We start from the raw sequence: 24,906 nt of genomic DNA, 5'->3' as shown, positions 1-24,906 counted from the left end.
CGAAAGAGACGAGCCATGAGAACTCGCAGAGCCGCACTTCTCGGCGCTCTTGCCACCGTGTCGCTGCTCGCCGCCAGTGCCTGCGGCGCCACCGCGGACAAGGAGGACGCGGGGAGCGCAGGGACGAACGGCAAGCCCGTCACCGGTCTGCGCCTGATGGTGCCCAACACCCCGGGCAGCGGCTACGACACCACCGCCCGGACCGTCGCCCAGGTGATGCAGGACTCCAAGGTCGCGTCCGGGGTCCAGGTGTACAACCTGCCCGGCGCCGGCGGCACCGTGGGCCTGCAGCGCCTGGTGAACGAGGAGGGCAACGGCAAGCTGGCCATGCAGATGGGCCTCGGGGTCGTGGGAGCCGCGTACACCTCGAAGTCGTCGGCGACCCTCACCGACACCACGCCGATCGCCAAGCTGATCGAGGAGGCCGGCGCGATCGTCGTGTCGAAGGACTCCCCGTACAAGACGATCGACGACCTCGTCACCGCGTGGAAGAAGGACCCCAGGAAGGTGGCCGTGGGCGGCGGCTCGTCGCCGGGCGGCCCGGACCACCTGCTGCCGATGCAGCTGGCGAAGGCGGTCGGCATCGAACCGAAGCAGGTCAACTACGTCGGCTACGACGGCGGCGGTGAGCTGCTGCCCGCCATCCTCGGCGACAAGGTCGCCTTCGGCGCCAGCGGCTTCGGCGAGTTCCTCGACCAGATCGAGGCGGGCCAGGTGCGGATCCTGGCCGTGACCAGCGAGAAGCCGATCGACGCGGTGAAGGACGCCCCCACCCTCAAGGACTCCGGCATCGACCTGGTCTTCACCAACTGGCGTGGCATCGTCGCCCCTCCGCGGATCACCGACGAGCAGAAGAAGACCTGGATCGACAGCGTGACGAAGATGCACGACTCCCAGCAGTGGAAGGCCGAGCTGGCCAAGCGCGGCTGGACCGACGCCTTCCTCACCGGTGACGAGTTCGGCACCTACCTGAAGAACCAGGACGAGTCCGTCGCCACCCTGCTGACCGAGCTCGGTCTGGCATGAGCTCGCCGACCGCCGAAGAGAGCGTCCAGGACACCCGTCCGCCCGAGGGCAGGGACCGCGCGCAGTACGGCGTGTGCGCGTTCCTCGCCCTGCTGGGCACCGCGGTGATCGTGGACGGGCTCGGGATCCCGCACATCACCAGCGGCACCGACCCGGTCGGTCCGCGCGCGGTGCCCCTGATGCTGGGCGTCCTGCTCGTGGTGATCGCCGCCGTGTACGCCGTCGACGTGGCCCGCGGCGGCCGCGGCGAACCGGAGGCCGGCGAGGACGTCGACCTGACCCAGGGCAGCGACTGGCGCACGGTGCTGCTGCTGATCGGCGCGTTCGTGGTGAACGCGGTGCTGATCGAGCGGCTCGGCTGGGTGATCAGCGGCGCGCTGCTGTTCTGGGGCACGGCCTTCGCCCTCGGCAACCGGCACTACGTGCGCAACCTGCTGATCGCGGTGGCGCTGTCCCTCACCACGTTCTACGCCTTCGCGATCGGGCTCGGCGTGAACCTCCCGGCCGGTGTCCTGCAAGGAATCCTGTGATGGACAACCTGAACAACCTCATGCAGGGCTTCGCGGACGTCGTCGCCCCGATGAACCTGCTGCTGGCGCTGATCGGTGTCGTCGTCGGCACCGCGGTGGGCGTCCTGCCGGGCATCGGCCCGGCGATGACGGTGGCGCTGCTGCTTCCGGTCACCTACGGCATGGAGCCGGTCCAGGCGTTCATCATGTTCGCCGGCATCTTCTACGGCGGCATGTACGGCGGTTCGACCACCTCCATCCTGCTGAACACCCCCGGCGAGTCGTCCTCGGTGGTGACGGCCATCGAGGGCAACAAGATGGCCAAGGCGGGCCGGGCCGCGCAGGCCCTCGCCACCGCCGCGATCGGTTCCTTCGTGGCGGGCACCATCGGCACCCTGCTGCTGGTGCTGGTGACCCCGTTCGTGGTCGACTTCGCGGTCAGCCTGGGCGCACCGGACTACTTCGCCCTGATGATGCTCTCCTTCATCGCGGTCACGTCCGTGCTGGGCTCGTCCCGCGTCCGGGGACTGATCTCGCTGCTGCTGGGTCTGACGATCGGCCTGGTCGGCATCGACGCGGTGTCCGGGCAGCAGCGGCTCACCCTGGGCGTCCCCCAGCTGGCGGACGGCATCGACGTGGTCGTCGTCGCCGTGGGCGTCTTCGCCGTCGGCGAGGCGCTGTGGGTGGCCGCCCATCTGCGGCGCAGGCCCGCCGAGGTCATCCCGGTCGGCAGGCCCTGGATGGGCGGTGCCGACTGGAAGCGGTCGTGGAAGCCCTGGCTGCGGGGGACGGCGTACGGCTTCCCGTTCGGCGCGCTGCCGGCCGGCGGCGCGGAGATCCCCACCTTCCTGTCGTACGCGACGGAGAAGCGGCTGACCAAGCATCCCGAGGAGTTCGGCAGAGGCGCGATCGAGGGCGTGGCCGGACCGGAGGCGGCGAACAACGCCTCCGCGGCGGGCACCCTGGTCCCGATGCTGGCCATCGGCCTGCCGACGAACGCGACCGCGGCGGTGATGCTGGCGGCCTTCCAGTCGTACGGCATCCAGCCCGGCCCCCTGCTGTTCGAGCGCGAGACGAGCCTGGTGTGGGTGCTGATCGCCAGCCTGTTCGTCGGGAACCTGCTGCTGCTCCTGCTGAACCTGCCGCTCGCCCCCGCCTGGGCGAAGCTGCTGCGGATCCCTCGCCCCTACCTCTATGCCGGGATCCTGTTCTTCGCGTCGATGGGCGCCTACGCCGTCAACGCCCAGCCGCTGGACCTGTTCCTGCTGCTGATCCTGGGACTTCTCGGCTTCGCGATGCGGCGGTTCGGACTGCCGGTGCTGCCGCTGATCGTCGGCGTCATCCTCGGCCCCCGAGCCGAACTGCAGGGGCGTCGCTCCCTGCAGCTGTCGGGCGGCGACCTGTCGGGGCTGGTGGGCGGACCGGTGTCCTACGCGGTCTACACCACGATCGTCCTGGTGCTCCTCTGGCCGCTGGTCCGGCGGTTCGTCGTACGTCCCCCGCGTGAGCGAAGTGCCTGAGAGGAAGAGCGGAACATGACCGTACTGGTCGGATACGTACCCTCACCCGAGGGTGAGGCCGCGCTGCGCGCGGGGATCGACGAAGCCCGTCTGCGGGGCGAGAAGCTGCTGGTGGTGAACACCTCGCGGGGCGACGCCTACGCGGACCCGCGCTTCGCGCAGGAGCCCGAACTGGCACATGTCCGCGAGGATCTGGCCGCCCTGGGCGTCGAGTTCGACATACGCCAGGTGCTCGGCGGCGGCGACGCCGCCGAGGAGATCATCGACCTGGCGGAGCAGGCGGACGTGTCCCTCGCGGTGATCGGACTGCGCCGCCGCAGCGCGGTCGGCAAGCTGATCATGGGCTCCACCGCGCAGCGGATCCTGCTGGGCGCCGGCTGCCCGGTCCTCGCGGTGAAGGCGGCGGGACGGGAATGATCCTGAGAACCTTCGGCTGGTCGTTCGCCGTCACCGCGCTCGGCCTCGCCTTCGCCGCGTGGCAATGGGGCTGGGAGGCGTTCGGGATCGTGCTGATCCTGTCGATCCTGGAGATCTCGCTGTCCTTCGACAACGCGGTCGTCAACGCCGGGATCCTGAAGAAGATGAACGCCTTCTGGCAGAGGATCTTCCTCACCCTCGGCATCCTGATCGCGGTGTTCGGCATGCGGCTGGTCTTCCCGGTCGTGATCGTCGCCATCAGCGCCGAGGTCGGCCCCGTCGAGGCGGTCCGGCTCGCCCTCGACGAGCCGGACCGGTACGAGGACCTGGTCACCGACGCCCACCCGGCGATCGCCGCCTTCGGCGGCATGTTCCTGCTGATGATCTTCCTGGACTTCGTCTTCGAGGACCGGGACGTCAAGTGGCTGGCGTGGCTGGAGCGCCCGCTGGCCCGACTCGGCAAGATCGACATGCTGTCGGTCTGTGTCGCGCTGATCGCCCTGATGGTCACGGCGATGACCTTCGCGACCCACGCGCACACCAGCACGGGCCATGCGGACAAGTCCGCCACGGTGCTGCTCTCCGGCGTCGCCGGCCTGATCACCTATCTCGTGGTCGGCGGCCTCTCCGGATACTTCGAGGACAGGCTGGAAGAGGAGGAGGAACACGAGCACGAGGAGGAGGAGAAGGCCAGGGCCGAGGGCAGGCAGGCGCCGGCGGTCGCCCTCGCCGGCAAGGCGGCGTTCTTCCTCTTCCTCTACCTGGAGGTCCTCGACGCCTCCTTCTCCTTCGACGGTGTGATCGGCGCCTTCGCCGTCACCAACCACATCTTCTGGATGGCCCTCGGCCTCGGCATCGGCGCCATGTACGTCCGCTCGCTCACGGTGTACCTGGTCCGCCAGGGCACCCTCGACGACTACGTCTACCTGGAGCACGGCGCGCACTACGCGATCGGCGCCCTCGCCGCGATCCTGCTGATCACCGTCGAGCACCAGGTCAGCGAGATCGTCACCGGCCTGCTCGGAGTGGTCCTGATCGCCGCCTCGTTCCTCTCGTCCGTGCGCCGCAACAAGGCGCTGCAGTCGGCTTCCTGACGAGGTGTGAGGTCAGTGGGCGGCGAACTGCACGCGGGTCGGCTGCACGACGTCCGGCCGTAGTGCGATCCCGTCGACGGTCAGTCGCTCCCCGTAGATGTCGGTGATCCGGATCGCGCCACCGCATCCGCTGCCCTGCTCGGAGAGGAAGTAGTTGTACTCGGTGCGGGGCAGCCGGGTCCAGCCGCTCCCCGTACGGACCTCCAGCCGGGCCAGCGGATTGCGGTGGCCGATCGCCTGGATGCCGCACCAGTACGGGCTGGACCCCGTCTTGTACCGGATGGAGACGGTGTCGGACGTGCTCGGGCTCAGCAGGCTCCAGGTGATCGGGATGCGCCCGGCCGAGAGGGGGGCGAGCTTGGCGAACGCCTGGGTGCTGAGGTCCAGTTGGCCGGGTGCGCAGGGCGCGGGGCACTCGTTGACGATCCGGACCGTGACGGACGCGCCGCCCGCCGCGCGGACGAGGACGTACGCCCCGCACGCCCGGGACGTCTCGTAGTCGGCGGTGTTCATCGCCGCGACCATGAGGTCGTCGCTCGGACCGTACGAGCAGGCGCCGTCGCCGTTCCCCGCGTCGTAGGAGGTGGCGACTCCGTGGTAGTCGGTCCCGGGCCGTATCCGGCCCGCCGGCGGCGCCCCGGCGTCAGCCGTCCGCGGGGCGCTCGTGGCCGACGGCCGTGCCGCCTCGCTCGTCGCGGGGGCCGACGGGGTGCTCGCCACAGCCGACGGGCTGCTCGTCGCGGTGGCCGTCGCGGTCGGGGACGCCGGGGAGGGCCGCTGGTCCGGCGCCGCGGCCGGCACGCTCACCTGACGGCCGGCGACGGGCGTCGCCGCACCGGGCCCGTCCTCGGCCCGACGGTCGGGCCGCAGGGCCACGACCAGGGACACGACGAGCGCGACAGCCGCCACGGCGACCACGGAGACGAGAACGGTGGGCCGCCTGCGGGGAGGACGGCGATGGGAAGAAGACGCCACGGATGAGCCCTTGCCTGGTCCGGAACAACACCTGCTCCCCCTCGGTGGTCGCCGGGCCCGAAAAGGTTGCCGGGGTTTCCATGACGGCTCTCACCCCAGGTAGGCGGGGGCCACGGCCGAGGTCGTCAGACGATGGGGCGCGCCGGTGCCGTCGGCGGGCACGGTCCACAGGTCCGAGCCGTAGTCGCCGGGGAGGGCGTAGACGAGGGTGGAGCCGTCGGCCCACAGGGCCTGGTCGTCGATGTCGCGGTGCTCGGCGGTCGGAGTCTCCTTCATGGTGCGCAGGTCGAGGACGTACAGCCGCCAGGGGGCGTCGGGTGAGGCGCCCTTGACGCGTTTCTTGTAGGCGATGCGGGTGCCGTCGGGTGAGAGGGAGGGGCACTCGACGTTGCGGTGCAGGGTGGTGAGGGTGTGCGCGGTGACGTCGCCCCGGACGAGGTAGGTCTGGCCGCCGGTGGCGAGCGTGGCGTAGAAGCGGTTGTCGTCGGCGAAGGTGACGCCCCAGATGTTGGTGTCCGCGGCGTGGTGGGGGCGGCCGTCCTTGATGACGTGGAAGGTCTCCAGGTTGTCGTCGATCGCCCAGGTGCGGGTGTCGACGATGGCGGTGCGGGTGGAGAAGTTCGTACCGGCGTAGGAGTCTCCGCTGACGAAGACCGTCCAGGCGACCATGTGCCCGGAGGGCGAGACCCGGGCGCGGGTGGGGATGCCCGCTGCCGGGAAGCGGTGCAGCTCGTGCAGGCGGGAGTCGAGCACCACCGCCCGGTAGGTGTCCTGCAGGGCGCCGTGCACGGCCTGCAGGCAGATGCCGGTGCCGGCCGCCGCGTGGAAGCGCAGGCACTTGACGCCGGACGCGGTGCGCGGCCCCTGCGGGCGGTCGGCGGGCACGGTGGCGATCTCGTCGCGGTGCGGCCCCCAGGCCAGGTTGCGGAACAGCAGCCGGCGGCCGGCCGTCGGCCGGAGCGAGACGGTGCCGGCCCGCACGGCCGGACCGTCCGCCTGCTGCTGGTCGCGCATGGCCGAGCGGTGGGCGGCGTGCAGCACCGCCCCGGTGCCGACGCTCCCGAGCAGCAGGACGGCGGCCAGCAGGGTCACCAGGCGGGTGGTTCTGGTCATGCGGGCACCTCGTCGGGGGTTGCGGGCGCCTCATCGGCGGTACGGAGGACGAACGAGGCCACGACGGCGCTGACGGCCAGGGCGGCGGCGGTGACCGCGAGCGCCGTCCGTCCGCCCCACAGGCTCCAGGCCGCGCCGAAGGCGAGCGAGCAGGCGAACCGGGCCAGCGCCTGGCCGGTGCCCACCAGCGCCTGCCCGGCGCCCTGGTGCCGGGCCGGGACGGCGCCCGCGGTGGCGGCGGCGAGGACCCCGTCGGTGGCCGCGTAGAAGGTGCCGTGCAGCACGAGGACGGCGACCACGGCCGGGACACCGTGCCAGGGGGAGAGCACCAGGCCGTAGCCCAGCAGCAGGACGCCGTGCCCGGCCAGGAAGAGCCGGCGGCGGCTGATCCGGTCGGCGAGTGTGCCGAGCGGCACGGCGAGCAGCAGGAAGACGGCGGCGGTGCCCAGCGGTAGCAGCGGGAACAGGTGGGCGGGCAGGTCCCCGTCGCGCTGGAGCAGCAGATAGAGGAAGGAGTCGCTGACGGTGGTGAGGCCGAGCAGAACCGCGCACGAGGTGAGCCGGCGCAGCTCCGGGCGGCGCAGCAGCCCGAGCGCGGCACGCAGCTCCGGCCGGCCCGCCTCGGGCGGCCGTACGGCGTCCGCGGCACCGGCGGGAACGATGCGGCGGGGCACGAAGAGCACCAGCACCAGCACCCCGAGTACGGCGACACAGCCGCTGACCGCGAACACCGCGTCGTAGCCGTCGACGGTGGCCCGCAGCACGGCGAAGGCGACGAGCGGGCCGAGCAGCGCGCCGGTGGTGTCCATGGCGCGGTGCACCCCGAACGCCCGCCCCCGGTGCTCGGGTTCGGTGGCCAGCGAGATCATCGCGTCCCGGGGCGCGGTGCGCAGCCCCTTGCCGGTGCGGTCGGCCGCGAGGACGGCGCTGATGACGGGCAGGGTGTGGGCGAGCAGCAGCAGCGGCTTGCACACCGCCGACAGGCCGTAGCCGATGCCGGCCACGACCTTGTGCCGGCGGCCGCCCCCGTCGGCGAGGTGACCGCCGGCCAGCCGGACCAGCGCCCCGACGCCGTTGTTGATGCCGTCGAGGAGACCGAACCCGAGCGGCGACAGGCCCAGGCCCGCGACCACGTAGAGCGGCAGGACGGCCGTGACCATCTCCGAGGAGATGTCCGTGATCAGGCTGACCGCACCCAGGGCCAGCACGGTGCCGGGCACGGCGGCCGGCCGCCGCCCCGGACGGGTGTCCGGGACGACGGCGGCCTTGGTGCTGCGGGAGTCCGCGAGATACACGGGCGTCAGTTCCAGATGCCGGTGATGTCGGACGCGGAGGCGGCGTTGCCCGCGTGCGTGGTCAGACCGGCCAGGTCCTCCACGGTGCGCAGCACGTTGTAGTGGTTGTAGGTGGTGGAGCTGGAGCTGCCGGGGGCGACGTGCTCCCCGTAGAAGACGGTGGGGATGCGGTTGCCGGACAGCTTGTTGTCCTCGTCGAAGGTGACGGCGAGGATGCTGTTGTGGGTCTTGGCCCAGGTGGCGTAGGCGCCCAGGTTGTTCTTGATCCAGGTGTCGCCCGTGGAGACCGAGCAGTCGTGCATGTCACTGCACAGGTTCGGGACGACGAAGGACACCTTGGGCAGGGTCGTGTAGTCGGTCGGGAACTGCGCCATGGTCATCGCGGTGCTCGTGGGCACGTTGGAGAAGCCGAACCACGGGTTGTGCTTCTGGGCGTAGTTGCCGCTGCTGCACGTCGTCGAGCCCTGGCTGGGCAGCGACTCGTTGTAGCTCTTCCAGGTCTTCCCGGCGGCGATCAGCTCGGAGGCGAGGTTCGGCTTGTTGATGGAGCCGACGCCGACACAGCTGTCGTCGGTGCGGCCCTGGTTGGAGCCCGAGAACAGCATGTAGTAGTTCGGCTCGCTGGGGTGCGTGAGGCCGTAGGACTGGGTGAGGTTGGCGCCACCCGCCTTGAGGGTGTTGTTGATGTAGGGGGCGCTGGAGCTGCCGATCACCTGCGAGTAGGCGTGGTTCTCCATCACCACGACCACCACGTGGTCGGGGGTCGGGAGCGCGGCGGCCTGAGCGGTGGTGGCGGTGGCCCACAGGCCGATCGAGGTGGCGGTGAGGGCGACGGCGCCGGCGAGTGCGGCGAGGTGGCGTCGGGTGCGCTGCGGAGCCTTGACGGCGGTCATGACTGTCCTCCGGACAGAAGTGACGGGGTGCGCGGGGGGAGGCGCCGTAACCCTAGGAGCACCGGACCGGCCCCGAGTGAAGGCCAGAAGAACCGTGGGCCCCGCCGGGCAAAGATCACCCCAGGCACAGGTAACGCACAGCAAAGGGAGCGTCAAGCAGGGTTGTCCACACCGGCCCCGCCCGCGTCCGGCGGGCCGGGCAGCCGTTCGTCCACGATCCGCAGGAACGCCTCGACCGCCGTCAGGTCGGTCCTCTCCAGCTCCTCGGCCCGCAGGACGACACGCAGTTCGGGGGAGACGGCGGGGTCGTCACCGAGGCTCCGGGTGAAGGTGTCCACGATCATCGACAGCAGCTGGGTGTGGTCGAGTTCGACGACCCGGGCCAGCCCGGAGCCGATCAGCGGTATCGCCACCGGCTTGAACAGCCCGTGCCGGGCGACCGACGGCCACAGGCGCTCCAGGCTCAGCCGCAGGTCCGCGGGCTGGGACCGGGCGCGCAGGTCGTTGCCCAGCCGGGAGTAGGCGAGGGCGAACACGCGCCGTTTGCCGACGGGGAGCGCCACCGCCGTACCGATCGGATAGCGGGTGCGCCGGCCGCGTGGCTTCGCGCGGACGCTCTCCGTCGCGAGCGGGGTGAACTCCTTCAGGCCGCGGCGCAGATGGTCGTCCAGCAGCCGGTGCCGGCCCTCGAAGAGACGGTCGACCAACTGTCCCTGCACGCTCTCCCGGCTGATCACGACGTCCTGGTCGGTGGAGGTGTCGAAGGTGTCGGAGAACCCCACGACCAGGTTGGCGTCCTCCTGGTCGAACAGGTCGCCGCGCACCACGACGACGTCCACCCGCAGTCCGCGAAGGGTGTGCCGCAGCAGTTCGTTGCCGTGCCGTTCCCGCAGCTCGGCGTGGAGCCCCGCCAGGGTGGCGGCGGCCTCGGGGTCGTCCGGCCGTTCCCGGGCCGTCTCCTCGGCCAGCGGCAGAGCGCGGTCGGGGCGGCCCAGCGCGGTGTGACCGCCGATCAGGTCCCGCCGGGCCGCCTCACGCAGCAGGGTCAGCCGCCGTACGGTCGTGGTGGCGAACTCCTCGTCGTGCACCTCGGCCAGCGGCCGGCCGCGCCACAGCGCCAGGGCCTCGGTCAGCAGCCGGACGGCCGAGGCCGGCGCCGCGCGCAGAGCCTCGCCCACCAGCTGTGTGAACAGGGCGCTGTCCAGTTCCTCGGTGCGCAGCTCCAGCCGGTAGGTGCTCTCCGCGCCGCGGGAGGTCGGCAGTTGTCCGGTGCGCACGATCCGGGCGCCGGCACCGGGCCCGGCGAGATCGAACGCGCGCCGCAGCTCCAGGATCCGCTTCTGCACCTCGTTGCGGCCGCGCAGGTCCTGGCGCGGCAGCTCGGCGGACTGCTGCCAGACGTCCCGGTACAGCTGCCGGGCCGGAACGGCCTCGCCCTCGGCGGCGACCAGACGGACCAGCAGGCGCGCGGTCAGCGGGGTGAGACGTGCCGGGGCGCCGTTCACGTCCACACGGACGGGCCCCAGAACGCTCACGCGTACGCACGGTGTGCGGGTCTCCACGCGCCTCGCCCCCTCCGCCGCGTGACGTCCCGTCAGGAGTGCCGTCAGCGTACCAAGGTGGCGTGGAGGCAACTGTGCGATCGAGGCGGCCCGTTCACGGGCGGCGCGCTCGCGGCTTTCGCGGTGTGAGCGGTACGGGCCCCTCCCCCGGCCGTGGACGACCACCGGGCCCGTACCGCGGCTCACCGGACGGGCGGCACCCCGCGCCCGTTGCGGCCGTACGCCCCGAGGCGGCGGTACGGCCAGGTCTGCCGCCAGTCGGAGCCGGTGTCGTCGACCTTGCAGCCCGCCAGCTTGAGCCGCTCGACGATCTTGCCCAGGGCGGTGTCCGAGCCGTCGAAGCGGATGACGTTCATGCCGGCGATGTCGGAGATCGTGCGCAGCTCGCCGAACTCCACCATCAACGTCCGTTCCGGATAGGCCATCAGCACCAGCCCCAGCTCGATCAGCACGTTCGGCCGGGGCTGCCCGGTCGGTTCCCTCTCGTACGACGGCTCGTTCGGTCCCCGCAGGTCCGGGTGCAGCTGGACGACGTCGTCCGGGGTGAGCAGCACCAGGGCCGCCTGCGCCTGGGCGGGGGCCGTGGCGACGACCTCGCCGAGGAACGGCGCCGTCTTGCCGGTGGCCTTGACGAGGTCCTCCCACTCCAGCGGATGCAGGTCGAGCAGCCGCAGCAGGTCGAACATCTTCACCCGCACCTCCTCGTCCCGCCCGTGGACGACGAAGACGTTGCGGCTGCGATCCGGGGAGGGCCCGTCCGCGCGGGTCCCGCCCGCCTGCGGCTGCTCGTCGGAGCGACCGGGGCCGGCCGCGGCCGGGACGCCGGTGGTGAAGTTCTGCGTCCCGGAGTTGCTGTTGTCCTGGTTCCCGGAGCCGAAGTTGCTGTGGCTGCCGAAGCTGTTGCCGTTGCCGAAGGTGTTGTTGCTGGTACGGGACCCAGCCCCGTCGGAGGTACCGGTCATCGACGTCATGCCCCCTGGTGGAAGGTCTGTGTACCGGAGTTGCTGTTGTTCTGCTTGCCGGGACCGAAGTTGCTGTGGCTGCCGAAGGTGTTGTCGTGCCCGAAGTCCTGGTTGAGGATGTTGGTCTGACGGGCCTCGTGCTCGGCCAGGTCCACGTTGTGCTCGTGCAGGAAGTCCCGGATGACGTGCAGGAGCTGGCGCTCCACGATCTGCGTGTACTTGATCGTGTCGGTCTCCTGGAAGAAGTGGTGGAAGTCGCTGCTGGTGGCCATCTCCCGGATGCTGATGAGCGCCCCGCGGTTCAGCACGGCCTCCGCGTACCGCCCGAGACGGAACTCGCTGGTGTCGGCCGCCTGGGGCACATGGACGCGGGTCTTGTTCCACTGCCACGGCATCAGGTTCGGCAGCCAGACCCGCGCCCGTGTGAGGAGCGGTCTCACCGTGGCCTCGGGGGTGCTGCGCAGGGTGTCCCACGCGACCCGGCCCAGCAGTCCGAGACTCAGGGCGTCCGGCAGCCGGTCCACCAGATGGAAGCCCGCCTGGATCGGTGCCAGCACGTACGAGTAGAACTCCGTGTGCAGGGTGTTGCCCTTGAGGTCGAAGCCCACGTACGCCGTGGTGACCAGCTCCTGGTTCCACGAGCCCACCCGGACGCACAGGTACGCGCGTGCCGAGTCGTACACGTCGTCCCAGTGGCCGTCGCTCTGCCCCGGGGCCGGCTCCCACAGTGCGCGGCGGGTCGTGACGGCCGTGGTGAACGTGGACCGCTCGACGGCGAGACCGTCGATCCGCTCCGTCTGCCGTGCCTGGTCGCGCAGTTCGGCGGTCATGCGCTGGGCGACGTAGGCGGTGATCTCCTCGACGGTGAAGGGGACGACCTCCTTGCGCGAGGGTTCCTGGCCACGCGCCCCCGTGCCGTCCGCGGTGCCCGTGGCCGCGTGGTGCTGCTCGAACACCCCGACCGGCGCGCCGACCAGCAGCTCGGCGGTCGACCAACGCCGCACCGGCTCACCGGCGCCGACGAACGGCTTGTACCCGCCGTAGCGGATCAGGCTGCCGTCCGCCGACTGCTCCCGGTCGATCTTGGCCACCAGCTCGGCCGTCAGGGCGGGGTTCTCGGGGTACGAGCCGGTGAACGCGCCCGCGCCGTCCGCCCGGTCGGGGCGCCGCAGCCGGGTCATCAGGGTCTGGAGGGTGACGACCCGCCGCAGGTAGGCGGTGGCCCACACCAGCCACAGCAGCGTGAGCGTCCCGGTGAACGGGCCGAGGACACCGACGCCGATGAGGAAGAAGACGAGACAGGCGCCCGCGCCGAGGGCGATCAGCCTCGCGCGGTGCAGCCGGCGCGCCGCCAGCGCGTGCCCGAGGACGGGGACCGCGTCGTAGCCGTAGGACGGTGCCACCACCCGGAACCGGTGGGTCAGCAACTCGCGGATGACGGTGGCGCGGTAGACCGGGTCGAGATAGGTGCCCGCGCACAGCAGCCGGGTGGCGTCGCTCGCCGCGTCGCCGGACAGGAGACCGACGGCCGGGCCGGCCGGCTCCGGCGGCGGGGCGGGTACGGAAAGGGTGTCGCTCGCCATGGCTTCGCTGCTCCGCTCTCGGGGGCTCATCCGGTCCGGGTCATCGAGGCGTCGGTGATGACCCCGTCCACCACGGTGTAGGTGCCGCTGAACAACTGCTCTGTGCCGTTCGTCAGTTCGGCGCGGAGATCCACCGAGACGGTGGTGCCGTCGACGGAGTTGACGGTGACCACGTCCCGCTCGGTGTCGGCGAAACCCGCCTTGAAGGACGAGTAGTCGCCGCCGAGGTTCTTGCCGCCGAGCTCCCAGGCCGTTTCGAAGTCGAGCGCGTTGATGGCCTCGAAGTAACGGGTGACCGTCGTGCCGGGATCGGCGGACTGGCGGCCGATCGCCGGGCTCTCGGTGGGGTCGGTGCCCTCGGTGGCGTCCGTGCTCTCGGAGGGGTCCGCGCTGCCGGTGGAACCGGCGGGGTCCGTGGGCCCCCACAGCGACGTGTCGTCCTCGGTGGAGGTGTCCGGTGCGGAGGGGAGCCCGCCGTCCGTGGAGTCGTCGTCGGAGTCGTCGGTGGACTGCCCGGTGAACGGGGTCGAGTACGGCCAGCCTTCGGTGCCCGAGGCGCCGGAGCCGGCCTTGGCCGAGGTCAGCGACGGCAAGAAGTTGATCAGCAGAATCAGCAGCAGGGGTATCCCGGCGATGAGCAGCGCGAACGTCCGCTCCTGCCCGGCGGCGGGTAACAGCCCGGGGGCCTGGTACGGCCCGCCGCGGCGGGCCCGGTGGTTGACATCGCTCATGGTCCCCTCGCAACTCCCGGCAGTCGACCGGAATCTCGCTCTTCTCGCCGGCACGTCCAGCCTCACAGCATGCATACACACCTTGACGTCCTGTCACACGGCGGTACGGCAACTGTGCCCGGACTGTTTTCATTTGGAGTCGACGCGCACCGGGCCCCGCCCGATGCCGATCGGGCGAGGCCGGTTCCGCATGACGAGATGCGACCAGACACCCCGCTTCCCCGGCCAGCCCTTCCGGCTGCCGATCCACTTCCGATCCGCTTCCGGACCGCCTGTGTCAGTCCCGGCGACGCCGGTCACTGCGCGGCGGGTGGCGTCGGCGCGCGGCGCAAGCTCGTACGGCTTGCCGACGGCGGTCACGGGGAGCGCGTCGCGGCGCGCGGGCACGGCGCCCGCGGCATCGCCGGGCTGCCGCTCGACGGGGTGGGCGCCGTCGGCACCGGCCCGAGCCGCTTTCGGTTCTCCCGTCAGCCGCTGCCGGCGAAGCCCCGGCGGTGCCTGCTCCCTGCGTGTCGGCTCAGGCGCCCGGGCGGTCCGCCGGCCTCGGTCGGCGGGCGGCTCCCACGGCGGGCGGGGCCTTCGTCACACCGAGTCGCTGTCCTCGTCTCCGGCGGCCCGGGCGCGCAGGGACCGGGAAGCGGTGTCGGGCGTGGGGCGGTCCTGGTCGGCCTCCGCCCAGGAGGACAGGAAGCGCAACCCCTCGTGGGAGCGCGAGTCGGGTTCGGCGATCCAGATGATCAGCTGCTGGTCGGGGTCGGCCTCGCAGGTGAGCGCGTCCCAGTCGAGGGTGAGTTCGCCGGCGACCGGGTGGTTGAACACCTTGATGCCGCCGGTGCGGGGGGCCACATGGCGGCCTCCCCACCACTGGCGGAACAGGTCGTCCTGCACCGACAGCTCCCCGACGAGGGCGGTCAGTCCGGGGTCGTCGGGACGGGCCGCGGCCCGTCGGCGCAGCACGGCCACGGCGTTGCGGGCGGAGTTCTCCCAGTCCGCGTACAGCGCCTTCATGGCCGGGTCGGTGAAGAGCTGCCGGATGTAGTTGCGCTGCCGTTCGGGGATCTTCGTGAAATCGGTGCTGAACAGGGCGGCCGCCATCGGGTTCCAGGCCAGGATGTCCAGGTACCGGCCCAGGATCATGCCGGGGGTCACACTGAGCTCGTTCAGCACCGTGCGCAACTGCGGGTGCACCTTCTGCGGAGCCCGCCGCCGCGGCCGGCCGACGTCCCTCCCGGCCAGCTCGAACAGGTAGTCCCGCTGGTCCTCGCTCAGCCGCAGGACGCGGACGAGCGCCGACAGGACGGACGCGGAGGGGGTGATACGGCCCTGCTCCAGGCGGGTGTAGTAGTCAGTGCTGATCGCGGCGAGCACGGCCACCTCCTCCCGGCGCAGGCCGGCCACCCGCCGCCGTCCGTCGGTGTCGGACAGGCCGACCGCACGGGGGCTGAGCTCGGCCCGGCGGGCCTTGAGGAATGCGCCCAGCTCGTTGAGATGCGCACTGCTGGTCATACCCGCCAGTGTGGCACCGGGCGCCGGGCGGCGGGGAGGACGGATCTGTCCCTGGACAGGTCCGTCCCGCGATGCAACCGCCCTCCTCAGGTACGGGTGCCGCTCTCCTGGACGCCGTCGGGGTGGGGGATGCGGGCGGCCGGTCGCCAGGCGCCCGCGCCGGCCGGTCCGGCGGTGCGGTCGATGCGTACGGTCGGCCCCGTGGGCGTGCTTGCGGGCGCTGGTCAGTGCACACCGGCGCTCCCGGTCCCGGGAGAGGGCGGAATGACGGCGTTCGGCGTCAGCAGGTCTGGTGGATGTAGCCGCTCGCCCCCTGGGGGACGACATCCTGGTCGCGGCGGACGATGCTCAATGTGCTGCCCCAGCCGGAGCACACGTTCGACAAGCCCTTCGCCGTGTACTCGACCACGAGCACGTTGTCGTCGAACGCCTCGGCGAACTCGCCGCACTCGTTCCACTCGCCGCACTGCTCCACCAGGGCGAAGTCCAGACCCACGGACGCGCGGTCGGCCACGAGCTCGACGGTGTTCTTCTGGGCGACGGCCAGGCCCTCGGCGTGGGCGTGCGCCGACAGCAGCTTCATCAGCGCCTTGGCCTGGCCGCCCGTGAGGTATTTCGGGAAGCGGGTGAAGACGTCGTAGTTGTCGGGTTCCACGGCCTTGTATCCCTTGGCCGCGCAGTCGTCGATCCAGGCGTTCACCTTGGCGGCGATGCGTTGCCGCTTGGCGTCGGTGCGGATGTCCAGGATCGCCTCGTCCCAGTCCTCGTCGTAGACGACGCCCCCGCCGGCGTCGCGCAGCAGCAGGTCGCGGGCCCAGTCGTCCTCCGCGCCCTGCTGCGCCTGGAAGGCGTTGACGTTGCAGATGTTGTAGACGCCCGGCGCGGGCGCGCTCTCGTGGCTGCGGCTGACCACCTGGACACCGGCCGCCGGGGCGTACGCGCCGCCGATCTGGTAGTCCCACGGCACGTGTTTCGGCGGCAGCGTCACCGTGGCGGCGGACGCGGGGGTGGTGGATGCGGGGGCGCTGGACGCGGAAGCGGTGGGCGTGGGAGCGGTGGACGGCTGGGAGGTGTCGTCCTCGTGCGACCCGGTCTGCATCGCGGCGACACTCAGCCCGGCCACAGCCAGGGCCGCCGCGAGGCCGACGAGGACGCGCCGTCCTCGACGTCCGCGACCGGTTCGCGTCCTGTCCGGTTCTCCGTTCCCCCCGTCGGCGGCGGGGCCTCGCGGGTCGGGGCGCGTCGGGGAAACCCGGGGGCCGGTCTCCGCCGAGTCGGCCGCTCCTGGCGCGGCCGGCGCGGCGGCGTCCGGCAGCGTCCGGAGCCTACGGTGCAGTTCGGCGAGTTCGGGCCGGGCGGCGGGGTCCTTGTCCAGGCAGCGTTCGGCGATGCTCCGGAGCGGTTCGGCGACTCCGTCCAGGACCGGCGCCTCGTACATCACCTGATAGCCCGTCAGGTACGGGCTGCTTCCGTCGAACGGACGGTTGCCGGTGGCCGCGTAGACCAGCAGCGACCCGAGCGAGAAGACGTCCGAGGCCGCGGTGACGTCCCGCGGCGCCGCGAACTGCTCCGGAGACATGAAGGGCGGGGTGCCGATCAACCGACCGGTCACGGTGAGGGCTTCGTTGTCGACGGCGTGCGAGATGCCGAAGTCGATGACGCGCGGCCCGTCCTCGGCCATCAGGACGTTGCTCGGCTTCAGGTCACGATGCACCACACCCGCCCGGTGGATGTCCCGCAGTGCCTCGACAAGGCCCAGCGCGAGCGTGCGCAACTCGCGGCCGCGCAGCGGGCCGTCCTTCGCCACGACGTCCGACAGCGTGCGGCCCGGGACGTACAGCGTCGCCATCCACGGCTGTTCGGCGTCCGGATCGGCGTCCACCACCGGGGCCGTGAAAGCCCCGCTCACCCGTCGGGCCGCCGTGACCTCCTGCCTGAAGCGCGTCCGGAACTCCTCGTCCTGCGCGTACCCCGCGTGCACGACCTTGACCGCGACCCGCCGGCCCGAGTCGGAGCGCCCCAGATAGACGACACCCATCCCGCCGCTACCGAGCCGGTCGACGAGCGCATAGCCACCAATGGACTCCGGATCGCCGAGGCTCAGCGACATCGCCGGTCACCTTTCCCATGTGCCGCACTTCGAAAAGCCGTTCAGGGGCATCAGAGTAGTACCGAGGTTTCCGAGCCTGTTGCGCCACATGGCTTCCACGCCTCCCCCACGCGTCGGACGAAGCGCCTGCACCGGACTTCGCGCCTGCACCGGACGAGGAACCCGGCGTCTTCACCGGCGAGTCGCCCGCTCGGGAGACCTCGCCCGCTTCCACTCTCCTGACGGGCCATCACGTAAGCGAAACGCCCGCTGTTTCCCCGACGGAGCGAGCGCGATACCACCGTCCCCGCCCAGTTGCAGCGGCCGCGTCGCAGGCTCACCATGTTGTGAAGAGGCCCACGTCGTCAGCGCCGGATGAGCGATCGCCATCAGCGCAGGTGACGACGTACGGAGGCGTGCGGAGACCGCAGCGGTCCGCCGCATGGACGAGAGCGCCATGGACGGTGACGCGGACCACGTCACCGCCCAGCCCGGTGCCTGCGACGCACTGCGCGATCGCGTCCGCCGGATCAGGTGGCGAGAGGGCGGCATCGAGAGGTCGACATCGAGATGGGTGCCCCCGTGACCGGCACAGCGGCCCGGGCGGCTCCACGGAGCGGCGGCCGCGGGCACACGGCGGCCGCGGGCACACGCCGGCCCCGGAAGCCGCCGGTCACAGCGGAGCGGCGGAAGGCGCGAGAGCCGTGCTTGGGGGGACCGCACCCCTGACCGCCGGAGGGCGCGCCGCACACGGGTGCCGTGATCCAGCGACCACCGGCACGTTTCAAGCAGGCAAGGAGGCGGTCCCATGACGACGGCGAAACGCGTATCCGAGACGGAATCCGACTACCTGTCGCAGCTGGCGATGGCCACGGAACGCTACGCGAACCGCACCGAGCAGCGGGAGAGGAATCGAACCGTACTGGACACGCGCGGTGTGCTGTACGCCGACGAACCGCAGCGAGTCGAGAAGCGGCTGGCACGGCTCGGCGCCGACTGGTCGTTGGCCATGGCGATCGAGAAGACACCGTCGGAACCGGTCACGACGGCGGGAAGCACCCTGCAGCTGCCGCCGGACAGCTTCGGCAGCGATGTGCTGGGACTGGAGCGCCTCATCGAGCGCAACAATCTCACTCCGGTCGCGTTCCTGGAGGAAGGCGCCCTGGCCGCCCGCTCCGTCGGCCGGATCACCATCAACGGACCCGGCGGCGGTCACGGCACCGGCTTCATGGTCTCCCCGTCCCTTCTGCTCACCAACAACCACGTACTGCGCAGCCAGGAGGAAGCGGACCGCAGCGTCGTCGCGTTCGCGTTCCAGACAGGGCCCGACGGGCGTCCGCTCGTACCGGCGGTCTTCCGGCTGGAGCCGCGAAGGTTCTTCGTGACCGACCACGATCTGGACTTCAGCGTGGTCGCGGTCGCCGAACACAGCGCGCAGGGCGACGCCCTCTCGGCCTTCGGCCGGCTGCCTCTCAGCGGAGCGCAGGGCAAGGTCATCATCGGGGAGTTCGTCAACATCATCCAGCACCCCAGGGGCGAGCCCAAGCAGCTCGCGCTGCGTGAGAACCAGGTCGTCGACGTGCTGGACCGGTTCCTGCACTACGAGTCCGACACCCTTCAGGGGTCGTCGGGTTCACCGGTCTTCAACGACCAGTGGGAGGTCGTCGCACTGCACCACTCGGCCGTCCCGAGGACCGACGCCGAGGGCCGGCCGCTGAGCATCGACGGAACGGTCTGGACCCCGGAGGCGGGCGAGCACCGGCTGGCCTGGAAGGCCAACGAGGGCGTGCGCATCAGCCGTGTACTGCAGGCGCTGCGCGAGATCACCCTGACCGGCACGGCGGCGCGGCTGAGGGACGAAGTCTTCACCGCCTCGGTCACCCCCTCCCCGCCGGTCGAGGGCTCGCCGTCCGCGACATCCGCGCCCTGGGCCGACGGGGCCGCGAACGGTGCCGGACCCGACGGATCCACGGCGTACGTGACGGGCGGGGCCGCGCAGCTCACCGTCCCGCTGCGGATCAGCTTCGGTATCGACGCTCCCGCGCCCCCGGCCGAAACCGTGACCACGCCGCAGCCGACCCCCACAGCCACAGCCACACCCACGCCCACGACCGTCGAGAGGGACCTGAACGCGGCCCTGGTCAACTTCCGTCTCGGGCTGGAACGGCCCTACTACGACCGGACCCGCGACCATGAGGCACGCGACGCCTACTACGCGGGCATCGACACCACCGACGGCAGGACGCTGCGCCAGGCCCTCACCGAGTTGCTGGAGGAGACCCATTCGCCCCGGCCCAGGTACAAACCGATCCGGCTGGTGTACCCGTGGGTCGACCTGCACCGGGACGGCAAGCTGCGCAGCATCTACTCCGGCAAGGCCTTCTCCGCCGAGGAGTTCATACGCGCCGACGCCGCCGTGGAGGAAGCCCGGCTGGCCCGCATGCAGGAGTTCCTCCTTCACGAGAGCGCGGCGGGCCCTGCCGAGTTCGAGGCCGAGTTCGACGCCCTCGAGGCAGCGCTGCCCTTCAACTGTGAACACGTCGTGCCGCAGTCCTGGTTCACCAAGCAGGAGCCCATGCGGGGCGACCTGCACCACCTGTTCGCGTGCGAGGTGGGCTGCAACAGCTTCCGCGGCAACTTCCCCTACTTCGACTTCCCCGGTTTCGAGGAAGCGGTCCGGGACGACTGCGGAATGCGCGAGGACGTGGGGTTCGAGCCTGCGGCAGGAAAGGGAACCGTCGCCCGGGCGACCCTGTACTTCCTGCTGCGCTACCCCGGGCTGGTCGGCGACTCCCCGGGCGAGTTCCCCAGGAACCGGTTGCCCAGTCTCCTGACGTGGCACGACAACGAGCCGGTGAGCGAGTACGAGTTGCACCGAAACGCCGCCATCGCCGAGATCCAGGGCAACCGCAATCCGTTGACAGACCACCCGGAGTGGGCCCGGAGCATCGACTTCTCAGGCCTGTGGCCATGAGCGGCCGGGGCCTCGGTCAATGACGAGACGCTCACCGACCGCGACGTCACCGTGAAGGGCGTCGGGGCGCCCGGGACGCGCGGGCGGGCCCCCCCCGGCCCCGGGGGCGGGGGGGGCCCGCGCCCCCCCCCCCCCCCCCCCCCCCCCCCCCCCCCCCCGGTCAGGTGCCGTTGTGGTGGAGGTCGGGTCAGTCCTTGCCGGTGAGCCTCCAGATCTGGTTCTTCTTGGTGGTCAGGGCGCTCGCCGCGTCGCAGGTCCACTGGTGGACGAGGGCGCCGGGTGCCGTGGAGACGGTGCTGACGTCGACGCACTTGCCGCTGTGCACGGCGACGAGCTGGTAGTCGTGGCTGTTGCCGAGCGCGGTCACCGGCCTGAGCGTGAAGCGCTGGTTGGTGCCGTTGAGGCAGGTCCACTGCTGGACGGCGGCCCCGTCGGCCGTCGAGAAGGCCGAGACGTCCAGGCACTTGCCGCTGGAGTGGTTGACGACGGTGTAGGTGCCGGTCGCGCCGGCGACGGGGTGGAAGTCGAAGACCTGCTCCTGCCCGCTTCCGCAGGTGTTCTGCCGGTACTGGATGCCGTCGGCGGTGGACTGGGCGGGGTCTTCGAGGCAGAGCCCGCTGTGCTGGGCGACGGCCGTGGAGGAGAAGCCGGCCGAGGCCCCGATGTGCAGGCCCGCGGGTGCGAAGGAGACCTGGTCGAGGTGGGGCGCGGAGCTGGAGCGCATGGGCTGTCCGATGTCGCTGCCGCCGCCGGAGTAGACCACGCCGATGGTGGTGCCGTCCCAGTTGTACAGCTGTGAGGCGGTGAACTTGACGGTGTTGGCGCCCTTGGTGAGGGTGACGGGGACGGTGTAATCCTCGAACTGGTTCCAGTGCAGGGTGCTGGCGAAGTTGACGCGGGTGGCGGTGCCGCCGTTGACGCTGACGTCGGCGTGCTCGGCGTACAGGTCGGGGTTGTAGTGGTTGGAGGGCAGTTCCTCGGCGTTGGCGAAGCGCATGGTCATGGCGTAGGTGCCGGCTGCGGGCGCGTTGACGTCGAGGGTGAGGGAGTTGGCGGTTCCGTTGCCGATGCCGGTGACGACGCCGCCGTTGGCCTGGCTGTAGGTGGTGTCGACGGCCGCGGTGCCGGTGAGGGTGCCGTTCTCGGCCTGGTAGGTGACGACGTTGCCGGTGGTGACGGGGTCGGTGGCGCTGAACGGGGTGACGGCCAGGTCGTCCAGGGCGAGGGTGCCGCTGCTCCCGGTCACCTTGACCTTGTTGATGCCGCCGTTGAGGTGGACCCGGTTGGTGGAGGTGGACCAGGCGCCGGTCGTCGCGCCGGAGAGGGTCTGGTCGTTGACGGTCCGGCCGTTGACGGTGAGGGCGGCCTGGCCGGTGTTGCGGTAGCGGACGGTCAGGTCCGCGTATCCGTCCCGTGCGGAGTAGACCCAGAAGGTGGCGGACTTGCCGGAGGTGAGGTTCACCGCGCCCGCGCCGGACTGGCCCTGGGCGGTGTAGGTGGCGGTGCCGCTGTCGGACAGGGTGGCCTGCTCGGCCTCGTAGAGCGTGGTGCCCTGGACGGCGGCGTCCTGGTACTGGAGGTCGATCTTGTCGATGATGGCGTCGCCGACGGTCGTCGCGCCGTTGTCGCCGGTGGTGGCCAGGGTGATGGTGTGGCTGCCCGCGGTGAGATGCACGGTGGCGTCGCTGTGCCCCCACACGACCCACTGGAAGCCGACCGGTATGTCGATCCTGGCCGACGCGCCGCCGTCGACGCGTGCGTACACGTTCGTCGGGCCCTTGACGTCGGCGTCCTTGGCGTAGCTGTTGCCGAACACCGAGAGGTTGTAGTCGCCGGTGGTGGGGACGGAGACGGGGAAGGAGATCACCGTGGTGGATCCGGTGCGCAGGCCTCCGACGTCCTTGGTGCCCGAGGTGGCGAACTTACTGACGTTGCCGGTCGTGCCCTCGGTGTTGATGTTGTAGCCGCTGCCGCTGAGCGTGGCGTTCTCGGCCTCGTACGTGGCCCGCCAGGTGCTGTCGGAGGCGGTGGCGGAGCCGGTGCCGCCCGGGGAGACGATCACCTGGTACGCGGACATCGCGTCGAGGGTGATGGGGACGGTGATCGATCCGTCGGCGGCCACGGCCACGTCCGCGTCGGAGAGCCGGGTCGGGGTGGCCGCAGCGCCGATGTAGCCGCTGTAGCGGTCCTGGAACACGCTGACGTGCACGGTGCTGCCGAAGACCGCCGGGTCGATGTTCTTGATGACCGTGCTGGAGTCGCCGCTGGTGCCGCCCCCGGCGAGGATGACACGGGCCTGCTTCTTGGCCGTGTCCAGACTCGCCAGGCCCTGGAGGGTGTACGCGGCGTTGTTCGCCGCGCCGGTGACCTTGACGGTGTTGCCGCTCATGGAGCTGTACCAGTTGTACAGCCACCACTGGGCGTTGGGGGTGTTCTGGGCGGCGGCGGAGTCGCCGAGGTTGCCGTTGATGTTCCAGTACGGCAGGTTCCCGTCGATCTTCTCGTCCTCGATGCCCGCCATCCACTGGACCATCTGGCCGGGGTCGGTCAGGTGGTAGCGGTGGGCGTACTCGTTGAGGTTGACGGTGATCGGGGAGGTGATTCCCGCGGCGGCCTCGACCGCGCGGTAGGAGTCGACGGTGCCGCGGACGTCCGCCGGGCTGCCCAGGGTGTGCCAGGTGACGACGTCGGGCAGGCAGTTGTTGGCCTTGCAGTACGTGAGGAAGCCGCTGAGGGAGGAGCTGGTGTAGCTGGAGGTGTTGGGCCCTGCCAGGCGTGCCGCCGGCCAGATGCCCTTGATGAAGTTGTAGGTCTGGCGCCACTCGGCGTTGAAGTTGGCCAGCGCCGTCGCGTTGGTGCGCATGCCGCTGAACCAGTTCAGGTCGGGCTCGTTGTAGGGGATGAAGACGATGTGGCTCGCATAGGGGCTGGCCATCGCCTGCTCGACCTGCGTCCTCATGGCCGTCTGGTAGGCCGCGTAGCTGGTCCGTTCGTAGTTGGCCCGGTACACGTCCGTCATGTAGATGAAGACGTCCCCGCCGCCGCTGTCCACGAACGGCTTGGCGATCTCCAGGGCGTCCGAACCGGGGTGCTGCTGTCCGTCCTGGTACTTGGTGTTGGTGGTCTTCAGCCCCATCCCCTCGATGAGGTTGTTCGTCGGCACGTCCTGCCCGTACAGGCCGTACAGCGCTCCCGACGCGCCGCCGCGGAAGGCTCCGGTGGTGGTGCCCAGGTCGACGGTGAGGGTGGGGGTGGCGGCGGAGGCCGGCGTCGCCGTCAGGGTGGAGACACCGGCTATGACGGTCAGCGGGAGCAGCGTCCTGGTGACGCCGCGGAGAAGGCGTCTCGTGGTCGAGCGTCTTTGCCCGATTCTTGGCATGTGCTTACGTCCCTTCAGGGATAGGGCTGGTTGGTGCTGCGCCGGCCCCCGTGCCGGACGTGTGGGTGCTCGTGAAAGTCGTCGGCCGTCAGCTCTTGCCGAGGAGGCGCCAGGCTGCGGCGAGGTGGTGGCATGGCACGCCGAACGGCGGCGGGGGCTGGGTGCCCGGTGCGAGGAGGAAGGGAGGGAGGAAAGAAGGGAGGACGGGGTTGGTGATGGGCGGTCAGGCGCGCGGGATGTCCGCGGTGGGGGTACCGCCGGCGGGTCCGGTGCTGGCCCGCAGGGAGATCGGGGGTGCGAGGAGGTGGTGCCGGGGCGGCGCGGTGGGGTGGTCGAGCCGTTCGACGAGCAGGTCGACGGCTCGGCGGCCCATCTCCTCCGCCGGCACGTCCGCCGCGGTCAGCTGCGGGGTCACCGTCTCCGCCCACCGGCCGGCCACGACCCCCGTGACGGAGAAGAAGTCGCGCGGCACATGGCGGCCGGCCTGGGCGAGCCCCCGGTACAGGCCCCCCAGGGCGGCCTCGTTCAGCGTGACCACAGCGGTGGTGGCCGGGTCGTCGTGCAGGATCCGCTCCATGCACGCCTGACCCGAGGCGGCGTCGTCCCCGCAGCAGTACGTCCGCACCGTCAGCCCGCGCTCGGCCGCGGCCTTGGTGAAGCCCTCCAGGCCCCGGTGCGCGGACTCGTACCCCGCCCGCAGCAACTGCTCGGGACGGTTGACGAAGGCGACCCGGCCGTGGCCGAGATCCGCCAGATGGTGCACGCAGGCCGCCGCCAGCGCGGTGTGGTCCAGACCCACCCACCAGCCGTCCTCCGGGCGGGCGGTACGGCCGATGGCGACCGCGGGGAAGCCGAGTGCGGCCAGGTGATCGACCCTGTCGTCCGCCAGCCTGATCTCCATCAGGATCGCCCCGTCGACCCGCCGCTCCCCCAGCAGCCGCTGGAACGAGCGGTCGCTGTCCACCCCGCTCGGCGACAGCAGCACGTCGTAGTCGTGGGCCGCGGCGGCCTCCACCACACTGCCGATGAAGTCCAGCTGCATCCCGGTGTAGTGGTTCCCGGCCGGCGGGAAGACCAGCCCGATCGTGCTGGTCCGGCCGTTGGCCAGCGCCCGCGCACTCGCGTTGGGCCGGTAACCCAGCTCGTCGATCACCCGCTGGATCTTCTGACGGGTGTCCTCGGACACGGGCCGCTTGCCGCTGAGCGCGTACGACACCGTGCTCCGCGAGACACCAGCCCGCTGGGCAATCTCACCGATGTTCACGGGCACTCCTTGCT

18 protein-coding genes are annotated in these 24,906 nt (G+C 71.1%); 6 read left to right on the top strand and 12 right to left on the bottom strand.

Annotation, left to right across the window (positions count from 1 at the left end; translation table 11 throughout):
* Positions 1-15: 15 nt before the first annotated feature.
* Genes ACPT94_RS03635 through ACPT94_RS03615 form a run of 5 tightly spaced genes read left to right on the top strand, consistent with a single transcriptional unit; the run spans position 16 to position 4,566 of the window.
* On the top strand, positions 16-1,026 hold the full coding sequence (locus tag ACPT94_RS03635; protein ID WP_425245082.1) for a Bug family tripartite tricarboxylate transporter substrate binding protein: 1,011 nt from the start codon (positions 16-18) through the stop codon (positions 1,024-1,026).
* Positions 1,023-1,556, top strand: a complete 534-nt coding sequence (locus tag ACPT94_RS03630) for a tripartite tricarboxylate transporter TctB family protein (protein WP_360343150.1) — start codon at positions 1,023-1,025, stop codon at positions 1,554-1,556. Before ACPT94_RS03635 ends, ACPT94_RS03630 begins: the two co-directional genes overlap by 4 nt.
* Positions 1,556-3,055 (top strand): tripartite tricarboxylate transporter permease, encoded by a 1,500-nt coding sequence (locus ACPT94_RS03625; RefSeq protein ID WP_360343147.1) that lies wholly within the window; start codon positions 1,556-1,558, stop codon positions 3,053-3,055. Before ACPT94_RS03630 ends, ACPT94_RS03625 begins: the two co-directional genes overlap by 1 nt.
* 15 nt (positions 3,056-3,070) lie before the next feature.
* Complete coding sequence (locus ACPT94_RS03620) at positions 3,071-3,472, top strand: universal stress protein (protein WP_360343144.1); 402 nt, start codon at positions 3,071-3,073, stop codon at positions 3,470-3,472.
* Entirely contained in the window at positions 3,469-4,566 is a 1,098-nt protein-coding gene (locus ACPT94_RS03615; RefSeq protein WP_425245081.1) for a DUF475 domain-containing protein, read from the top strand. The genes ACPT94_RS03620 and ACPT94_RS03615 overlap by 4 nt, the downstream gene beginning before the upstream one ends.
* 12 nt (positions 4,567-4,578) lie before the next feature.
* Here ACPT94_RS03615 and ACPT94_RS03610 read toward each other — a convergent pair whose 3' ends face one another.
* The 10 genes from ACPT94_RS03610 to ACPT94_RS03565 all read right to left on the bottom strand — a co-directional run bounded on the left by ACPT94_RS03610 (position 4,579) and on the right by ACPT94_RS03565 (position 17,296).
* Positions 4,579-5,541 (bottom strand): expansin EXLX1 family cellulose-binding protein, encoded by a 963-nt coding sequence (locus tag ACPT94_RS03610; protein ID WP_360343138.1) that lies wholly within the window; start codon positions 5,539-5,541, stop codon positions 4,579-4,581.
* A 90-nt stretch (positions 5,542-5,631) separates the two neighbouring features.
* On the bottom strand, positions 5,632-6,654 hold the full coding sequence (locus ACPT94_RS03605; RefSeq protein ID WP_360343135.1) for a TolB family protein: 1,023 nt from the start codon (positions 6,652-6,654) through the stop codon (positions 5,632-5,634).
* The gene (locus tag ACPT94_RS03600; RefSeq protein ID WP_360343132.1) at positions 6,651-7,949 is read right to left on the bottom strand and encodes an MFS transporter; all 1,299 of its coding nucleotides are present in this window, start codon (positions 7,947-7,949) and stop codon (positions 6,651-6,653) included. The genes ACPT94_RS03605 and ACPT94_RS03600 overlap by 4 nt, the downstream gene beginning before the upstream one ends.
* 5 nt (positions 7,950-7,954) lie before the next feature.
* Entirely contained in the window at positions 7,955-8,842 is an 888-nt protein-coding gene (locus ACPT94_RS03595; RefSeq protein WP_360343129.1) for an alkaline phosphatase family protein, read from the bottom strand.
* A 152-nt stretch (positions 8,843-8,994) separates the two neighbouring features.
* A complete protein-coding gene (locus tag ACPT94_RS03590; protein ID WP_360343126.1) occupies positions 8,995-10,377 on the bottom strand; it encodes an AfsR/SARP family transcriptional regulator in 1,383 nt (460 codons plus the stop codon).
* 209 nt (positions 10,378-10,586) lie between these two features.
* Complete coding sequence (locus ACPT94_RS03585) at positions 10,587-11,366, bottom strand: TIR domain-containing protein (RefSeq protein ID WP_425245080.1); 780 nt, start codon at positions 11,364-11,366, stop codon at positions 10,587-10,589.
* 5 nt (positions 11,367-11,371) lie between these two features.
* Complete coding sequence (locus tag ACPT94_RS03580) at positions 11,372-12,949, bottom strand: hypothetical protein (protein ID WP_425245079.1); 1,578 nt, start codon at positions 12,947-12,949, stop codon at positions 11,372-11,374.
* Positions 12,950-12,975: 26 nt separating this feature from the next.
* Positions 12,976-13,680 carry a hypothetical protein gene (locus tag ACPT94_RS03575; protein ID WP_425245078.1) on the bottom strand — a complete coding sequence of 235 codons (705 nt, stop codon included), beginning with the start codon at positions 13,678-13,680 and terminating at the stop codon, positions 12,976-12,978.
* A gap of 582 nt (positions 13,681-14,262) precedes the next feature.
* On the bottom strand, positions 14,263-15,186 hold the full coding sequence (locus tag ACPT94_RS03570; RefSeq protein WP_360343114.1) for a helix-turn-helix domain-containing protein: 924 nt from the start codon (positions 15,184-15,186) through the stop codon (positions 14,263-14,265).
* 280 nt (positions 15,187-15,466) lie between these two features.
* On the bottom strand, positions 15,467-17,296 hold the full coding sequence (locus ACPT94_RS03565; RefSeq protein WP_425245077.1) for an endo alpha-1,4 polygalactosaminidase: 1,830 nt from the start codon (positions 17,294-17,296) through the stop codon (positions 15,467-15,469).
* Positions 17,297-18,083: 787 nt separating this feature from the next.
* Here ACPT94_RS03565 and ACPT94_RS03560 point away from each other — a divergent pair.
* The gene (locus ACPT94_RS03560) at positions 18,084-20,249 is read left to right on the top strand and encodes an endonuclease (RefSeq protein ID WP_360343108.1); all 2,166 of its coding nucleotides are present in this window, start codon (positions 18,084-18,086) and stop codon (positions 20,247-20,249) included.
* A 187-nt stretch (positions 20,250-20,436) separates the two neighbouring features.
* Here ACPT94_RS03560 and ACPT94_RS03555 read toward each other — a convergent pair whose 3' ends face one another.
* Positions 20,437-23,628, bottom strand: coding sequence for an RICIN domain-containing protein (locus ACPT94_RS03555; RefSeq protein WP_425245076.1), 3,192 nt, complete (start codon positions 23,626-23,628; stop codon positions 20,437-20,439).
* Between the two features lie 223 nt (positions 23,629-23,851).
* Complete coding sequence (locus ACPT94_RS03550; RefSeq protein ID WP_425245202.1) at positions 23,852-24,892, bottom strand: LacI family DNA-binding transcriptional regulator; 1,041 nt, start codon at positions 24,890-24,892, stop codon at positions 23,852-23,854.
* Positions 24,893-24,906: the final 14 nt, after the last annotated feature.

The organism is Streptomyces aurantiaciflavus, assembly GCF_049808595.1.
GTDB lineage: Bacteria > Actinomycetota > Actinomycetes > Streptomycetales > Streptomycetaceae > Streptomyces.
Note: the sequence above shows the minus strand (reverse complement) of the source record. Positions and strands in the feature narration are given on the sequence as shown.

Bases quoted from the DNA above. Each gene is read 5' to 3' on its own strand.
- ACPT94_RS03635 (WP_425245082.1), top strand. From the start codon at position 16: ATGAGAACTCGCAGAGCCGCACTTCTCGGCGCTCTTGCCACCGTGTCG.
- ACPT94_RS03630 (WP_360343150.1), top strand. From the start codon at position 1,023: ATGAGCTCGCCGACCGCCGAAGAGAGCGTCCAGGACACCCGTCCGCCC.
- ACPT94_RS03625 (WP_360343147.1), top strand. From the start codon at position 1,556: ATGGACAACCTGAACAACCTCATGCAGGGCTTCGCGGACGTCGTCGCC.
- ACPT94_RS03620 (WP_360343144.1), top strand. From the start codon at position 3,071: ATGACCGTACTGGTCGGATACGTACCCTCACCCGAGGGTGAGGCCGCG.
- ACPT94_RS03615 (WP_425245081.1), top strand. From the start codon at position 3,469: ATGATCCTGAGAACCTTCGGCTGGTCGTTCGCCGTCACCGCGCTCGGC.
- ACPT94_RS03605 (WP_360343135.1), bottom strand. From the start codon at position 6,654: ATGACCAGAACCACCCGCCTGGTGACCCTGCTGGCCGCCGTCCTGCTG.
- ACPT94_RS03595 (WP_360343129.1), bottom strand. From the start codon at position 8,842: ATGACCGCCGTCAAGGCTCCGCAGCGCACCCGACGCCACCTCGCCGCA.
- ACPT94_RS03585 (WP_425245080.1), bottom strand. From the start codon at position 11,366: ATGACCGGTACCTCCGACGGGGCTGGGTCCCGTACCAGCAACAACACC.
- ACPT94_RS03580 (WP_425245079.1), bottom strand. From the start codon at position 12,949: ATGGCGAGCGACACCCTTTCCGTACCCGCCCCGCCGCCGGAGCCGGCC.
- ACPT94_RS03575 (WP_425245078.1), bottom strand. From the start codon at position 13,680: ATGAGCGATGTCAACCACCGGGCCCGCCGCGGCGGGCCGTACCAGGCC.
- ACPT94_RS03570 (WP_360343114.1), bottom strand. From the start codon at position 15,186: ATGACCAGCAGTGCGCATCTCAACGAGCTGGGCGCATTCCTCAAGGCC.
- ACPT94_RS03565 (WP_425245077.1), bottom strand. From the start codon at position 17,296: ATGTCGCTGAGCCTCGGCGATCCGGAGTCCATTGGTGGCTATGCGCTC.
- ACPT94_RS03560 (WP_360343108.1), top strand. From the start codon at position 18,084: ATGACGACGGCGAAACGCGTATCCGAGACGGAATCCGACTACCTGTCG.
- ACPT94_RS03555 (WP_425245076.1), bottom strand. From the start codon at position 23,628: ATGCCAAGAATCGGGCAAAGACGCTCGACCACGAGACGCCTTCTCCGC.